General features: G+C 42.8%; 13 protein-coding genes and 1 pseudogene. All 14 read right to left on the minus strand.

Annotation, left to right across the window (positions count from 1 at the left end; all coding sequences use genetic code 11):
- Positions 1-42 precede the first annotated feature (42 nt).
- The 14 genes and pseudogenes from EFA47_RS16320 to EFA47_RS16380 all read right to left on the minus strand — a co-directional run bounded on the left by EFA47_RS16320 (position 43) and on the right by EFA47_RS16380 (position 15,864).
- A complete protein-coding gene (locus EFA47_RS16320; protein ID WP_164690041.1) occupies positions 43-1,566 on the minus strand; it encodes a response regulator transcription factor in 1,524 nt (507 codons plus the stop codon).
- Positions 1,559-3,376 carry a sensor histidine kinase gene (locus EFA47_RS16325; protein WP_122644208.1) on the minus strand — a complete coding sequence of 606 codons (1,818 nt, stop codon included), beginning with the start codon at positions 3,374-3,376 and terminating at the stop codon, positions 1,559-1,561. Before EFA47_RS16325 ends, EFA47_RS16320 begins: the two co-directional genes overlap by 8 nt.
- Before the next feature lie 18 nt (positions 3,377-3,394).
- Positions 3,395-4,228 carry a carbohydrate ABC transporter permease gene (locus EFA47_RS16330; protein WP_122644209.1) on the minus strand — a complete coding sequence of 278 codons (834 nt, stop codon included), beginning with the start codon at positions 4,226-4,228 and terminating at the stop codon, positions 3,395-3,397.
- Positions 4,228-5,103, minus strand: coding sequence for a carbohydrate ABC transporter permease (locus EFA47_RS16335; RefSeq protein WP_122644590.1), 876 nt, complete (start codon positions 5,101-5,103; stop codon positions 4,228-4,230). Before EFA47_RS16335 ends, EFA47_RS16330 begins: the two co-directional genes overlap by 1 nt.
- A 285-nt stretch (positions 5,104-5,388) precedes the next feature.
- The gene (locus EFA47_RS16340) at positions 5,389-5,958 is read right to left on the minus strand and encodes a hypothetical protein (RefSeq protein WP_122644210.1); all 570 of its coding nucleotides are present in this window, start codon (positions 5,956-5,958) and stop codon (positions 5,389-5,391) included.
- Between the two features lie 182 nt (positions 5,959-6,140).
- Positions 6,141-8,720: an ABC transporter permease gene (locus tag EFA47_RS16345; RefSeq protein ID WP_122644211.1), complete on the minus strand. Its 2,580-nt coding sequence runs from the start codon at positions 8,718-8,720 to the stop codon at positions 6,141-6,143.
- Positions 8,717-9,448 (minus strand): ABC transporter ATP-binding protein, encoded by a 732-nt coding sequence (locus EFA47_RS16350; protein WP_122644212.1) that lies wholly within the window; start codon positions 9,446-9,448, stop codon positions 8,717-8,719. The genes EFA47_RS16345 and EFA47_RS16350 overlap by 4 nt, the downstream gene beginning before the upstream one ends.
- Before the next feature lie 138 nt (positions 9,449-9,586).
- The gene (locus EFA47_RS16355; protein ID WP_122644213.1) at positions 9,587-10,531 is read right to left on the minus strand and encodes a sensor histidine kinase; all 945 of its coding nucleotides are present in this window, start codon (positions 10,529-10,531) and stop codon (positions 9,587-9,589) included.
- Positions 10,532-11,236, minus strand: a complete 705-nt coding sequence (locus tag EFA47_RS16360; protein ID WP_122644214.1) for a response regulator transcription factor — start codon at positions 11,234-11,236, stop codon at positions 10,532-10,534. It abuts the gene before it with no gap.
- Positions 11,237-11,365: 129 nt separating this feature from the next.
- A pseudogene (locus tag EFA47_RS20525) lies at positions 11,366-11,770 on the minus strand (penicillin-binding transpeptidase domain-containing protein).
- Between the two features lie 158 nt (positions 11,771-11,928).
- Complete coding sequence (locus tag EFA47_RS20215; RefSeq protein ID WP_235853281.1) at positions 11,929-12,762, minus strand: M56 family metallopeptidase; 834 nt, start codon at positions 12,760-12,762, stop codon at positions 11,929-11,931.
- A complete protein-coding gene (locus EFA47_RS16370; protein ID WP_122644215.1) occupies positions 12,759-13,148 on the minus strand; it encodes a BlaI/MecI/CopY family transcriptional regulator in 390 nt (129 codons plus the stop codon). The genes EFA47_RS20215 and EFA47_RS16370 overlap by 4 nt, the downstream gene beginning before the upstream one ends.
- A 378-nt stretch (positions 13,149-13,526) precedes the next feature.
- The gene (locus EFA47_RS16375) at positions 13,527-14,237 is read right to left on the minus strand and encodes a hypothetical protein (RefSeq protein ID WP_122644216.1); all 711 of its coding nucleotides are present in this window, start codon (positions 14,235-14,237) and stop codon (positions 13,527-13,529) included.
- Between the two features lie 271 nt (positions 14,238-14,508).
- On the minus strand, positions 14,509-15,864 hold the full coding sequence (locus EFA47_RS16380; protein WP_122644217.1) for an ATP-binding protein: 1,356 nt from the start codon (positions 15,862-15,864) through the stop codon (positions 14,509-14,511).
- Positions 15,865-15,871: the final 7 nt, after the last annotated feature.

Consider the following 15,871-nt stretch of genomic DNA (forward strand, 5'->3'; position numbering starts at 1 on the left):
TGTTATCTTGGGAACATTTGAAATTTCCCTCATATAATTCTCTTACTTATCTCGGTACAATTTTCTATATTCCTGGGGAGTTTTCCCTGTCTCTCTTTTGAAAACCTTGAAGAAATACTTAGGGTTCACATACCCAATCTCGCTTGAAATAAACTCAATTGAAAATTCTGTCTCTGACAGCATTCTTTTTGCCTGCCCTACACGGATTTCAGTCAGGTATTCATTGAAGGCCACCCCTTTTTCCTTTAAGGCGCCCCGCACTGCCGCCTGGCTCACAAAAAGACTTTCTGCAGCCGTCTGTACAGTTATCTTCTTTCTATAATTTCTCTGCATAAAATCTATGATCTGCCCGAACATATCATTTTTTGCAGCTTTATTTCCTGTCACAGACTGTAAAATAAGCAATATATAACCCGAAATTTCCTGCTGCATCTTTCTGAGGTTCATCTCAAAAATATACCGCGTGTCAAAATATCTCATTATATCATCTGATTCTACTCCCTTTGACGATGCGTAATCATTTATCTGCCGTATCATATAATCCACGGTTTTTTTAATATCCCCCAAGGTAAAGATTGAAATATCTATGCTCTGGAAAAAGCTTTCCATTATTATGCTGCATTGGGATATATCATATTTCATCCTCCTAACCCAGTCGTCCATACATTCTTTGGAGTAAATAAGCCTGTATTCCCGGTCCTGTGCATCCTCTTCTATGATTCTGCTTTTCTCCCCGGCCATAATCCCCCTGAGCAGCCTGTCGTTGTTCTTCTGCACATCCTTAAGCCTGGAAAAATGTTCAACAGGCCCCCCTATGACACAGAAAATACTTCCCACATTTTCCCTGTCATATAGCTCTTTTATTTTTTCGCATACCCTCTTCGCCCTTAACAGTAAATACTGCTCCCTGTCCTCCTCCATATAAAGCAGGACAAAAAATTGCCGCTTTGATAGCGTATTCTGTACCACCGCCCACTGGATGCTCCCCTTAATTTCACCGCAGGCAGTAAATGCTAATTCATATGCTTTCCTCGACTTCGCATTCACAGTAACCATAACCATGTGCAGGGCAGGCCCGAATCCCCCCTGTTCCCCGGACGGGACTTCCTCTTCAGCGCCCAGTATAATTCTCTGAAGATTCTTAGTCCTGTCCTCTTCCTCCATCCAGATTATCTTTTTCTCTGCGTCTATAAGCTGCCGCCGCTTTTCTATTTCTTCCGCTGCTTTTTTTAGCTGCCCGGCTATCTCCTCCGCCGAAAATGGCTTCAGGACATATCCGATTACGCGGCTCTCAATGGCCTTGTGCATATATTCAAAATCTTTAAAACTGCTGATCACAATGACCGGCTGCTGCAAGTTTTCTTCCCTTAATTGTTCCAGGAATTTCACGCCGTCCATTTTATTCATCTTCATATCAGTGATAATAAAATCCGGAGATTTTTCTCTGATTAACTCCAGTCCTTTTATGCCGTTGGAGGCCTCGCCCACACATTGATATTGAGCTCCCCCTGCTTCCCATATCTTCTTAACGATCCCCTTTCTGATAATCACCTCATCATCAATCACTATATACGTATAGATCCCGATTATCCTCACCTCCCAGCGTGTATTTCAAAGGCAGCCTGATTTCCACAAGAACGCCTCCGCCCTCTATATTTGCAATATCCAGTCCATATTTATCTGAATATACAAGCTGTATCCTTCTCTGAATATTTTCAAGGCCTATGCTATGCCCTTGCTTCAGTCCCGTGTCAGGCTTCTCGTCAAGATGCCTCGTTACTCCAGAAATCCTCTGCCTGAGAGCCTGCAGGTTTTCTACCGGAATATTCTCCCCTCCATTTTCGATCTGAACCAATAATCCCTGCCCTTCTTTTACTGCACGTATGACAATATACCATCCATTCTCAATATCAATCATCCCATGTTCAATCGCGTTTTCCACAATGGGCTGCAGCATAAACTTAAGAACAGCACATCTTCTCAAGGCGTCTGGTATCTCTTCTATCACCTGGATTTCATTTCCAAACCGGATCTCCTGGATTTCCGTATATCTTCTTATATTTTCTATTTCTGCTTCCAGTGTCTCTTCTGTTTTCTCAAAGTCCATACTGTAATGCAGCATATCGCCAAGAGACTTAGACATGAGGGCTATCCGTTGATCCCCTTCCATATCTGCAAGGCAGTTTATGTTTTCCAGGGTATTAAACAAAAAATGGGAATTAATCTGGGACATCAGCCCATTCAGCTTTTCCTTCAGAAGATGGATCTGGCTGATATAGCGCTCCTGTATCAGTTCATGGATCTGGCTGATCATCCGGTCAAACTCTTTATACAGTATCCCGATTTCATCCTTCCGCCCTTTATACACACTGTCAACACGCATCTCATTCTCCGGCACCCTAAGCATGGTTACTGAAAGCCTCACAATGGGTTCGATAAAATGCTTCTCAATCACAACTGCAGACAATGTAATAAATACAATACAGCCTGCAATAATCAATATAAAGTTTCTTGTGTTTTCCCTATAGAGTACGCCGAGTTCTTCCACATCATATCTTGATATTATTTTCCATCCGTTTATCCCAAGGCTCCGGAATATATACCCTCCGCTGCCAGTCTCTATAAAACCTTCGGACTGCTCCTGTACCTTACTTAACTCACTGCTGTCAAGGTCTATCTTCCCAGCAATCTCATATATACGTTCTCCTCCTTCACCGAGTATTGCAGCAGCGTCATCTAATATGGCGTCATCCATCTCTTCTATAAATTCCGTATTGCACACCACTGCAATATAAGAAATCTTATTTCCAGCTTCATCTGATACAGGCCTGACCTCTATAAAATATTTTTCTTTGCCCGCGTCATCATAAGGCTGCCAGAACATCATGGCCTGATAGATATTTTCCAACGTGATTTCTCTATACCACTGGCTGTCTTTATAATTATTTTCCAGGTAAAAATCCTTTGACTTTGTATAAGAGTAAGTGTATCCGCTTCTGTTAAACAGATAGACTCCCTCCACGTATTTATTGTTGCGGATAAGATTACTGCAGATGTAAATAAATTTCCTGTAGTTTTTAAGTCTGTCAATGGCAGATAAAGAAGAATTTTCTTCCTCCTGGACGGACATGGAGCGGATAAAATATTCACTCTCATACTGGCTGAAGATCAGCGAAGTCACAAGATCATCTATTTCCTTAAATACAGTATCCGCCTGGTATACAGCCTTATCTATCTCACCAGATGCAATGGTTTTGGTCTGTTCATTATAAAATTCATAAGAGCTTTTTAAATGAAGTGCAAAAAGAATTAGAACTGGTATAATAGACACACACAAAAGTCCGAAAGTAAACTTCTTCTTTAAACTATTGTTCATTTGAAACCTCCGAGTATTCTACCCCTTTACAGCGCCCACTGTCAGTCCTCCGACAAACTGCTTCTGCAAAAATGCATATATAACTAATATTGGCAGCGCACTTAAAAAACATGCAGCAAAAAGTGTCGTCCACTGTGTAGGCTTCTGCATATCACCTAAAAATGAAAGCATAACTAAGGGCAGAGTCTTTTTCGTGGAGGATGACAAAAAAAGCATAGATAAAAAGAAATCATTCCATATAGGCACTCCCTGAGTGATGATAATTGACGCAAGCACAGGTTTTGTCAGAGGCACCACTACCTTGCAGAATGTCCCCACCCTGCTTGCGCCATCGATCCTTGCCGCCTCCTCCAGTGCAAGGGGCACGCCTGACTTCACAAAATTAGTATAGACGAAAATAGAAAAAGGGATGGATATTGTAACATACATCACAATAGGCGCCATATAGCTGTTATTAATTTTTAAAGAACGCATAATGCTGTAAATGGGGATGATTGACATCTGGGCCGATATCATCATGCCGGCCAAAAAGAAAACCTGCAGAAATCCCCCTATCTTTGTTTTTAGCCTGGCCAGGGCATATCCAGCCAGGGACGCTGTTACAAGCAAGATTGCCACACTTGAAAATGTAGTAATTATACTGTTCTTAAGGGAGCGGAAATAGTGCATATCCTCAAATGCCTCTTTATAACTCTCCAAAGAAAACTCATTAAACAACTGCAGGAAGGATGTGCCATTGTCGGGTGAACGAAAAGACCCGGACAGTGCAATTAAAAGCGGGGAAAGCATAAGGACAAAAAACAGAATAATAAGTATGCTCCACACAATTTCCTTTTTTGTTGATTTTTTCATTATGCCTCCACCTCCCTTTTCTTAAAGAAATATAGTACCACGCAGGAAACTACAAGTATAAGTACAAAGGCCGATGCCGCGAGCGCCTCGGCAGTCCCATATTGATACTCTACAAAGGCCAGCTTATACACGCTGTACATCAAAGTACTTGATGAATTGCCCGGGCCGCCCCCTGTCAGAGTAAACACATAATCGAAAGACTTGAATCCATTGATCAGTCCCAGCATTACATTAATGGCAATAGTATTGGCGAGCATCGGTATTTTTACCTTGAACATCTCCTGATACCATTTACAGCCGTCTATTTTGGCTGACTCAATTACTTCGTCCGGCAGATTCTGCAGTCCCGCCAAATAAATCAGCGTCATTGTCCCACAGGTCTTCCATTGCTCTACAAAAGCACATGCAATTAGCGCCGTGCCTGTGCCGCCCAGGAGATTCGGGGCAGACTCGCCTGCCCCAAAGACGTCGAACACGCTATAAATCATCCCATAATAAGGCGCATATACATAACTCCATATAAATGCCACTACGACCGTACTAAATAATGCAGGTATGTAAAATGTAGTCCTGAACGCCCCCTTAAGCCGCATTTTCATATTGAGTATAAAGGCCAGCACCAGGGCGAGGACATTCCCGAATATCACAGTAAAAAGTGTATAGATACCCGTATTTTTCAGTGCATTTAAAAGCGTACCATCTCTCATCAAAAACTGGAAGTTGTCCAATCCTACAAATTTATAGTCCCCCACTCCTGACCAGTCTGTAAACCCATAATAAAATGACATTAATACAGGTGAAACCCAGAATACTACATACAGCAGAAGAGCTGGGAGAATAAAATAATATAGGCTTCTGTTTACTTTACTTTTCACTTCTTTCCCCTTTCTTTTAGACAGTTTGATAAACATGATTTTGTACCTGGACATGGCGCCCTTAGATATACTTTTTGAACTGCTAGTATCCAACAAGGCATATCCTTTTTGGTATAGCGCCTTGCATACTGAGGGTAACATAGGGAAAGTAACTTTTTGTTTTTGGGGACAGTAACTTTTATTAAGGGACTCTTCGAATGCAGCCTTATGGATACACGCAAAAAACCTCCCGGTACCAAAGTCCCCGGAGGTTTATAAAATATTCTTAAATTATATATTTCACCCCTATCTCATAGAAATAATAGAGCATCTTCCCTCTAAATTATCTGAGAAAGTAGCACTGAAAACCACATGATGCTTATCCACCCAGGAATAACGTTTAGAAGTGGATGTCTTTCCTGCAAGAATACCCGCTTCTCCTCCAACCTTTTCTACCATTTCCTCATAAGTAAAAGAAGTTCCACTCTCGAGGGCTTCCTCAATATCATAGTAGCAGGATAAATCGACCTTATCATTTGCGTATGCCTCTTTCTTAAAGTTTAATCCAAGCGTCATATCGCCGGCAGTCATATTTGCTACAATAGATGTTTCATCCTCAAATTTCCATTTGTACTCTTCTTTATATTCATTTTTCTCTGCTTCGAATCCAATAATCCCATTGATTTCTTCTATTGTATTAGAAGTTTCTATGGATTCAAAATATTTCTCCGCTTCATGATTAGGTTCTGCCTCTGCAGCAGCCTCCTGCGCCTGCTTGTTTTGCTGATCCGCCTTCTCACTCTTCCCACAGCCTGCAAGTGAAGAAGTAAATAAAACTGCCGCCAAAGTAACCAAAATAATTTTTCTCTTTTTCATTTGTAACCCCTCCGTCTCAATTTAATTTATCTTTTTTACATATTATACCACCTTTATATACCATTCATAATAAAAATTAACATAGCCTTAACAATGTATAGGACAAAGAATGTGCCTCCGGCGCATAGTATATCACAGAGGTGTTTGGCCGCCAATATAGCAGAAAGCATCTGTTTTTACTATTATGTTTCATGTTCCCGTAACCTGTCTACAATACTCTTCCTTGAGACAGCTTTATATACTAAAATTGGAATAGACACACCCAGCAAAGCTAAAACTGGTACAGCAATAAGAATCATCGTAACCGTCATTTTCCGTTTGAAAAACCAATACAGACTTTCCACAACCGGAAGCAGTCCAAAATAAATACCAAAATTTAAAATTAATGCCAGGATAATGGTGCTCCCGCCAATCAGTATCCCTTCCATGATCAACATTTTTTTCATCTGCTTCCCCGTCATGCCGATACTCTGCAGCATTGCCAGTTCCCGCTTTCTGGATACGATGCTGGTCACCTCCCCATTGGCAAAATTCAAAATACCTACCAGGCCGATGAGAAGACTCATGCTGCCCCCCACGACCCAGATCATTGTCTGAATCTGCTGGAAATTAGAAGCATACCCCGCTTTTGACTCATACTGCATATCTGTCTCCACATTTTCAGTGTAATTTTTCAAAAACTGTTCCGCATCTGCCTGGGATTCTTCCGTGAAATCTGCCATATAGATCATCTTTCCGGCATTTTTGCCCGCCAATGACTGTATCCCTTCTGCTGACATGGCAAACATAGGGTTCCCATACCTGCGAAGTGTCATATTTCCTGGCATTACTGCAACTGCCGCTACGGTATAGGTTTTCTCTGTCTTCCCATGCAATGTCACTTCTGTGCCCTCCTCATTCCAGGTGTAATCGTCTGAATAGGTCAGCTTAACCTGTTCCCCTGGATGGAAAAGAATATTTTCTGTCCTGGGTCTTCCGTAGTCATCCTCCTGGATTACATGGATGATACTGTCTGGGTTTTTCCAATCCTCCAGATGTCCCTCCACCTCTTCCAGATAGGTAAACGGAAAATCATCCAGCCCAAACAAATTTGGATATTCACTCACGGCTGCATCGTCTGGAAGAGCCAGGATACTCGGATCCAGATGCTCCCGCGAATAACCTGCGCGCTGCTTAATCCACTGCTCCTTTGTCACATCCATTTCCAGGTATTCTCTTGCATAGTACACATACCCTCCGTCTTCCATGCCCGGCTGGGCATTTAGATTTTCCACAAGAGAATCTGAGACATCCCCGCCGCCGGAATAGTTAAAATAATCCACAGTACCCACCAGAAAATCAGAGAGCACAAACTTATCCAGAAAACCATCCATATTGAAACCCACAGAAAATATATACACTCCGTTCAGGATCGTCAGGCTCAACGATAGTGACAACACGACCAATACAGTCTTTAGTTTGTTCCGCATCAGACTTCCCATGGCCATCTGGTAAATACGGCTTCTCTTCTTACTCTTCCGTTTCTTCTTGCTCCTTTTCTGGCTCTGCTCTGTATAGCGCACCGCCTCAATAGGAGAAACTTTTCCTGCCTTCCAAGCGGGAATCAGGCAGCTAATCAGCACTGTCACCAATGCAAAGAGTGCCGAACCCACAAAAATTAAAGGATTTGCCGTATAAAACACTTCCACATCATCAAAATTGCGTATCATAACCGGAGCCAAAAGATTTCCCACGGCATATCCTGCCAGAAGTCCCACTGGGATCCCGATACCCGACAAGAGCGCCGCCTGCCAGAAGAGCATCCTGCGGATCTGCCCCCTGGTAGTCCCGATGGTTTTCAAAAGTCCATAAAACCGTACATCTCCCGCCACACTGATCTGAAATACATTATAAATAATCAAATAACCTGCCAGGATGATGGATACCAGCGCAAGAATCATAATAAACCGGTCCTGGATATCGCCGGTGTCACTTCTCGTCGAGGTATACGCCCAGTTCACTCCAGTGCTTAGATAATTGCCTGCATCCGCATCTAAGGTCGTATAGCCATGATTTTCTGCTACCTGATCCAAATTTTCTTCAATCTTTTTACTATCTTTAAACATTACGTCCAGAAACCAACTTCCAATGCCACTGTAATAAATATCTTCACGTGGTACTTTTTCCATCTTCTCCAGAACATATTCCTCTGACAACCACATCATATGCGCCTGGGCAGCCTGGTCTGCTTCCCAGAATCCACACAATGTAAAGGTATCTGTCACTGTTTCCTTTCCGAGAGGGTAGGTAACTGTCACTTCTGCCCCCAGCTCCTTTGGCACGCCCAGCTCCTCCAGAACTGCTGTATCTACAGCTGCTTCCTTTTCTTTCTCAGGCATTCTGCCAGTAGTGGGCTGGCTCCATCCAAATTTTGCATAATTTTCGTCCGCATACCGAATTTCCAGCCAGATTTTATCAAACGGTGCTTCTTCCGGCTTGGCAAATAAAAATGTAGTCCCATATTCCCGGATCAATGGATCGTCCTTCAGCTCATTCACTTGTTCCCTTGTCAGTTCTTTAAACCCACCATGGGAATATCCTCCGACCTGCCGCATACTCTGCTGCTCTACAGAATAATTCATGGTCTCCGCCACAGTAAATAATGCAGTAAATAACAGGGAAGTCAATATAATTGCCAGTACTGCCACAAGATTTCTCGTCTTGCCGGCGCGGAGGCTGCGAAATGCAAGACGGCGGACTGTGCGTCTGTTTGCTACCTTCATTCTGCCACACCCTTTCTACCGCTGTCTCCTGCCCTGCCTGTAGTCTGCCCGCTGGCCTGCCTGCCGTTTACAATCTTCCCATCTTCAATATGAACGATTTCATCAGCCATCTGTGCGATTTCTTCATTATGTGTGATCATCACGATGGTCTGTTCAAACTGACGGCCCGTTACTTTTAAAAGTCCCATCACATCCAGACTCGTACGCGAATCCAGGTTTCCAGTAGGTTCATCTGCTAACAGAATGGCTGGCTTTGCGGCCAGGGCACGGGCGATGGCCACCCTCTGCTGCTGACCTCCGGACAAATTATTGGGCAGGCTCTCCACCTTATCCTCCAACCCAAGAGTCTGAATAATCCGTTTCACATATCGCTTATCCGGCCTATTTCCATCCAGCTCAATGGGAAGCACAATATTCTCATATACATTCAGTACTGGAACAAGATTATAATTTTGAAAGACAAATCCAATCTTACGCCTTCGGAATATAGTCAGCGCCTCTTCTTTGAGTCCAAATATTCTTTCCCCGCCTACAATCACCTCTCCTGAGGTGGGGCGGTCCAGTCCCCCGAGCATATGCAGCAGCGTGGATTTCCCACTGCCGGACGTACCCACAATGGCGGTGAATGCGCCTGCCTCTACTGACAAATTTACACCGTCCAGCGCCCTCACCATAGTCTCCCCGGCCCCATAATATTTCTTTAGCTCTCGTGTTTCCAGAATTGCCATAGCCTTAACCCCTTTCTGTCCCTACGCTTAAACTGTTTCTGTCTGATTACACTATAACAGAACAATCTTTCATGGTGCTTTCTGAAAACTAACAGATCTGAAAGTTTTGGCTTCACGGCTGTTAAAATAATGCTATATTTATTTCTGCAAATACACATCTTTTTTAGGGAGAAACACAGAGAATGTAGTCTCAATTCCAGGCATACTTTCCACCTTTACATATCCCCCCTCCTCCTGAATAATCTGGCTGGTCAGGTATAGTCCGATACCGACACCCTCCTTTTCCAAAACCTGCCTCCCGCGATAGAATCTCTGAAATACTTTCCCCAGCTCATCCTCCAAAATCCCAGGCCCATGATCCGTAATCTGGATGCGGTAAAACAATTCATAAGGTGTCGCGGACACAGTCACCTCATCCCCTGGCTCTGTATATTTTACTGCATTATCCAAGATATTATAAAGGGCCTCCTGGGTCCATTTCCCGTCGCAGACCACGTCCCCCTTTTCTTTAGTTCCCTGGTGATTTGCACAGTGAATCTTTATTTTTCGTTCTTCCGCCTTTTTCCGAATTTGTTCCACGGCCTGTTCAATTAATATAAACACATCCTGCCTTTTCGGGTGCAGTGTCACGATTCCATTTTCCAGGCGGGAGGCCTTAATCAGAGCCTCAATCAAGAACTGAAGCTTTCCGGCCTGCCCCTGTATCTGGCTGACACAATTTCTCTCCTCCCGGGGCAATTCCTTTTCCAGAAGAAGCTGTGTATACAGCGATATATTTGCAAGGGGCGTCTTTGTCTGATGCGAAATATCCGAAATAAGCGTTTTAATGCTGCCCTTGTCCTGCTCCATTTTTCGGATGATTGTTTCTGACTTCTTTAAATATTGCGCCATGCGCGTCTCAATAGCAGATATTCTTGTCTCATCATAGCGTTTCTCCCGAAACGTACCTTCCACCGCTTCATCCAACATCTTCTGCAGTGAACTCAAAATCCCCCGCATTCTTCTGTACTGCCATCCCCAGAAAAGACCAATTCCTGCTGCCAGTCCTATACAGGTCAGTATGATCCCTGCCTCTATGCCCATCTACTTCACCACCCAGGTGTAACCCACACCATACACATTTTTTATATACTCCGGGGACGAGGAGTCATCCTCCAGCTTTTCCCTCAGCCGTTTTACTGCAACAGGAAGTGCATTATCATCTACAAATTCTCCGCCTTCCGTCCAGATTGCATCTAAAATACGTTCTTTAGGCACTGTATTTCCCCGGTTCTCCACCAAAATTTTCAGCAATTTCTGCTCTGTCCGGCTCAAAAAAAGAGGCTGTCCGTTCTTTGTATATTCCATACTGGAGAAAGCAAAACAAAATGGGCCAAGTATCAACTCCCCCGCATCTCCCAATCTGGCTCTCTCCCCTTTTTTAATCTTCCTCAACTGGGTATTCACCCTGGCCCGCAAAACCATCAGACTGAAAGGTTTTGTAATGTAGTCGTCAGCTCCAGATTCCAATCCAGTTACAATATCCACTTCCAGGTCATTTGCCGTCAGAATAATCACCGGCAGATCCATCGCCTTCCGGATCTTCTGTAAAAGCGTAAGGCCGTTTCCATCGGGCAGGTTCAGATCCAAAATCACGAGATCTATTCCCCCTGCATTCCTGCCAAAAACTGCCCCTTCCGCCTGTGCCAGGCTCTCTGCCTGAAATACCCCATGTTCTCCGTCCTGCAAAGCAAGCCGGATTCCATCGCTGAGCGCCTTGTCGTCTTCTACAACCAGTATATGATACATCCCAAACTCCTCCATGCAGCCCTTTAGCCTCAACCTTACCTGTCAGTTACTATTTCCCCCAGCACCTTTTTAAAGCCATCTATCAGACAGACTGGCCAGTCAAAGACCCCGATGCAAGCATACGGGGCATCAAACTAGCAGCATCTTCCGAATCCTGTATAATAGTCGCAAAACAATAAATATGCCCATTTTTTCAAGAAACCCTACGAACCATCCGTTTACATTTTCCCCATCTGCCAAACCCGTACCCGTTTTGCCGTAAAGCCTCCCGGATGAAGTATCAGACAGATATAGGGCATTTTTGACAGCCTGAATATTCTGTTCATCAAACCCCCACTTATTCTCAAGCAGTTCAGATAAAAGTATTACCTGCTCTACAGGGGAGATCTTCAGGGAAGATTCTGCCCAATAGTCGTGGATCCCCGCTGTCAGGTCACAGTTCCCATAGGAAATCTACTGGTAATAAGCATGCAGCGAGGGAAGTCCTGTCTGGCTGTCGAGATTTTGAAAATACCAGTTTACAGAGTTCTGCATAGCAAAAGAAAAAGTTTGGTCTTTGTTCCACGAATCAAAGGAATACTATGTGCCGTCCCAGGACTGGCCAGAGGAATCGGGAGAAATAACGCCTTCCTCCAGAGCAAACAGACCACTGTATATTTTATAACCAGAGTCCGGCAATACCCGTTTTATACTTAAATCTTCATTATATATATGATATCTGCCCGCCACCATATCGTACAAAACGAAGGAACCCTTATTTCCCTGTCCTTTTGCATGACATGAAAGGCATGCCAGACAAAGGGGTTAAACCAATAAAGTATCTGGAAGATACAGCTTAGATAGTTTAAAATGACATCCTTATTTTTATAATGCTGCAGCTCATGAAGGAAAATAAAACGGATATCATGTTCCTCCAATAGAATATCCATATCCTGCGGAATAATGACTGTCGGACGAATGAGACCGTAAGATACAGGACTAGGCACATTACAGGAAGCATACAGGGCAACCCTGCGCTCAATCTTCAGTTCCTCCATACAGGCAGCAAAATGTCTGTATAAATCTTGCTCATTTTCAGCCGTAATTAAATAAGAGGCTTTTTTAATCTTATAAACCGTATAAACATTATAGATAAAATATACGATTGTCACAGCACATCCCAACATCCATATCACTTGAAAAACAGTGCCGGATACATACCCGGCAGAATGGCCTGCGCCCGGCGCAAAATCAGACAGTCCCAATCCAGTAAGTTGGGCGGCATCAAGAGGATCATAAGCTGATACATTTATAATACCCCCAGATTTGTGGTTAAAAACATTTTGTAATTTTAATAGAAACGGGTTCGGACTAAAAAAACTGGCTGGTACAAATGGAAAAAACAGTACTAAAATAAAAATATACCATATATGATACTGGCTGCTTAGAGTCATATGTTTTTTTAAAATTCTTTTCAACAACAATATAATGGCTAAAAGAATACTGACGGTTAGATTACATGACAGAAAATGTCCTGAAAATGTCAAGCTTTATCACCTCGTTTTAATTTTGAATGGATCAGCTCATACATTTTTTCCAGATCAGCATTAGACAATTGAGAACTCGACAGTAATGAAGATAGCAGGGTCTCTGCCTTTCCATTATAAAAGCGGTCTAAAAATAAATGGTTTTCCTGGGACAGATATTTTTTCTGTGAAATGATGGGATAATAATAATACATACGTCCTCTTTGTTCATAAGAAATAACATGTTTAGCCGTAAGCCGGGATAATAATGTATGAATCGTCTTATTGCTCCAATTATGCACTTTGGGGACCTTTTCACAGACTTCATTGGTACTGATAGGCGAATCGGCCCATATGATTTTCATAATTTCATATTCCGCTTCTGAAATCTGAGGTAGTTTTTCCATATGTATCACTCCTTAATACTACTAATGTAATAATTATAGGTTGTGAGTATGAAAAGGTCAATAAAATTATTGCCAAACAACATACACATATCTATACCCATAGGGCACCCCTTAATGCATGTCCTTCGGACGGGCGGACTCCGTCCAGCAAGGTATACCCACAGGGCATCCCTTAATGCATGTCCTTCGGACGGGTGGACTTCGTCCAGCAAGGTATACTTATTAAACTGCTAATGCCCGATAAAGCAAGGGCGGAAAGTTTAAAAAAATTAACCTCTCCGCCCTGTTATTATCCTATAATATCATATCTAAAATTTACATTTACAGACTTTTCATCTTTTACATATCCTTCTTGTTCTGTATTATGGTTCCATATCATCACTCAAATGTCACTTTATCCCGGATAAGCCACTCCCAGGGAGAAATACTCTCTGCGTATCTTGCTGCCCATTCTTCTATTTCGTCAGTCTGCCCTGAATATAGTTCTATGATTTCTTGAGATTCCTTGGAGAACGTATATGCTTCATCATAATACACTGCTTTTGTAGTCTCTTGAAATGTTGTATAATCTGCCTCATCCATCTCTTCCTCTTCAAGCCAGTTTACACATATATCACCCAGCAGATACCGTAACTCATCTTTCTTATTCACTGGTTTTTCATCTTCTTCAAAGCTCTTTATTCCCGCTGCCTCTTTGTTTCTCTCTTTCCAGGACTCCCAGCCTATTGACAAATCATCGCCTGTTGCATAACATAGCGCAAGTACCGTATTAAACTCATTAGGCATCCACGTTGCTCCCGCGCTGTCCGACCATGTAAATTCTGCCGGGTCGATTCCATATGCTTCCAGATATTCCTTCTGCACCCGTTCTTTCACCGTACTCACAAATGCATCCAACTGTTTATCGGTGATTCCGTACTCGTTTAATTTCTGAGATTCTTCCGTATCAGTTTCTTCTTCCTCAGTCTCAACCGACTCTTCTGCTTTTGCAGAATCCTCCTGCTTTGCATTCTTTTCAGCGGGTGCGGAACAGCCGAACACGAAAAATACCATCACTGCCGCCAGCACAATACTCAATGTTTTTCTCATTTCTCTCCTCCTGTATACAGAAATTTGTTACTGTATCTTATCGTGTACAGTAACTTTTATTATGTATACCATTATACCCCCCCCCCAGGTATTTTAAGTCAAGCTGTAAAGGCCTTGATTTTATAATATATCATCAATGTCTGATATCCCCGGAAATCAACGGTTTCCGGGGATATCTATTTTATCACAATCTATCAATATCCATGTGAGTCCGGACAGATTCCGGACAAATTCCGGACAGAAATTCAGAGGGCAAACACTGCCCTCTGAATTAAAACACATATCTCTCCAGCATGTAGATCGGTATCGTCTCTACCTTCTGCTCCCTGCCTCCTTTGGTATCTCCTTTCAGATACAAAAGCCTGTCTGCTTTTCCACTCTCCAATGCTTTCACCGACGTAGACGCTGTCCCTCTTCCTGCTTTTACCTCTATCAGATACCTTAAATCTGATTTCAGGCTTTGTGCAACAAAATCAATCTCTCCACCTTTATAGGTTGCAAACGCCGGGGTTTCAAATGCAATTTCCGGCGGGAAATCCTGACGTTTTTTTAGGTTAATATATACATAATTCTCATTCAGAGTACCGGACAACACACGAAAATCCGTTCCCGTCAGCCTCAAATAATAATTCGCCACGCCCAGATCCATAAAATAACACCTTCTGGCAGGTTTAAATTCTAAAATATCCATCTCTGTAATCTTGGCACAAAAACCAATAATTCCCGAAAAATAAAGCCAGCTTATCGCCCGGTTGCAAGCCGCCTTAGTAATATTACTAGAATAATCTCTCGTCACGATTTTCTGTAGTTCTTCACTGATACTGTCTTCTGCAAGTCCTTTCTTTTCCCGGTTCAAGATTCGGCAGATCGACAGAAAGATCTGAGCAAATACTCTGCTGTCTAAAATATCAGTAAAATAACGGATAGATTCATTCATAAAGGTATCTATGATCTTAACCAGCTCTCCCTGAGCCTCCTGCACTTCCCCTGTCAGCAGGTATGCCTCTACCACTTTAGGATAGCCGCCTACCTGACAGTAAATGTCAAAAACCTCTTTCAGAGAACTATAGATATCCTTATCACATTCTCCATTTGCCAAACCGCAGTATTCTTCATATAGCGCACTATCATACACTCTTAAAAACTCCTCATAAGAAAGAGTATAGATCGTAATCTTTGTCACGTCACCGCTGGAATATCTGAACTCCGAGTCATATACCCGTCCCAGATAACTGCCCGTCACAATGAAGCGACACTTAAACTGCCTTGTAAATTCCCTAATTCGGTTATAGATTTCTGCTGATTCTTGTATCTCATCAATGATAATCACTGTATCTTCTGTGTCCTGGAAGTCTGGCTCATACAGCCGAAATGCCTCGTGGAGCGGATGTTCCGGTCTTTTTGTTCCCGGTTTCCAGGATAAAGCCTGCTGATAGCACTCCATAAACTGCTTTCCTGACAATTCAAACAAATTGATATAGATTTTATGATGGAAGTATTCATCAGCAAATCGGTTGATAAGGTATGTCTTGCCAACCTGCCTTGCGCCACTAACCTCCAGCGTACTGTGGTTTCCACTTTCTTTCCACTCTATCAAACGTTTGTATACATCTCTTTTCAGATACATGGCCTTC

The organism is Luxibacter massiliensis, from assembly GCF_900604355.1.
GTDB lineage: Bacteria > Bacillota > Clostridia > Lachnospirales > Lachnospiraceae > Luxibacter > Luxibacter massiliensis.

Excerpts from the sequence above, each read along its gene's own strand:
- EFA47_RS16325 (WP_122644208.1), bottom strand. The coding sequence starts at position 3,376 with ATGAACAATAGTTTAAAGAAGAAGTTTACTTTCGGACTTTTGTGTGTG.
- EFA47_RS16330 (WP_122644209.1), bottom strand. The coding sequence starts at position 4,228 with ATGAAAAAATCAACAAAAAAGGAAATTGTGTGGAGCATACTTATTATT.
- EFA47_RS16340 (WP_122644210.1), bottom strand. The coding sequence starts at position 5,958 with ATGAAAAAGAGAAAAATTATTTTGGTTACTTTGGCGGCAGTTTTATTT.
- EFA47_RS16345 (WP_122644211.1), bottom strand. The coding sequence starts at position 8,720 with ATGAAGGTAGCAAACAGACGCACAGTCCGCCGTCTTGCATTTCGCAGC.
- EFA47_RS16350 (WP_122644212.1), bottom strand. The coding sequence starts at position 9,448 with ATGGCAATTCTGGAAACACGAGAGCTAAAGAAATATTATGGGGCCGGG.
- EFA47_RS16355 (WP_122644213.1), bottom strand. The coding sequence starts at position 10,531 with ATGGGCATAGAGGCAGGGATCATACTGACCTGTATAGGACTGGCAGCA.
- EFA47_RS16360 (WP_122644214.1), bottom strand. The coding sequence starts at position 11,236 with ATGTATCATATACTGGTTGTAGAAGACGACAAGGCGCTCAGCGATGGA.
- EFA47_RS16370 (WP_122644215.1), bottom strand. The coding sequence starts at position 13,148 with ATGGAAAAACTACCTCAGATTTCAGAAGCGGAATATGAAATTATGAAA.
- EFA47_RS16375 (WP_122644216.1), bottom strand. The coding sequence starts at position 14,237 with ATGAGAAAAACATTGAGTATTGTGCTGGCGGCAGTGATGGTATTTTTC.
- EFA47_RS16380 (WP_122644217.1), bottom strand. The coding sequence starts at position 15,864 with ATGTATCTGAAAAGAGATGTATACAAACGTTTGATAGAGTGGAAAGAA.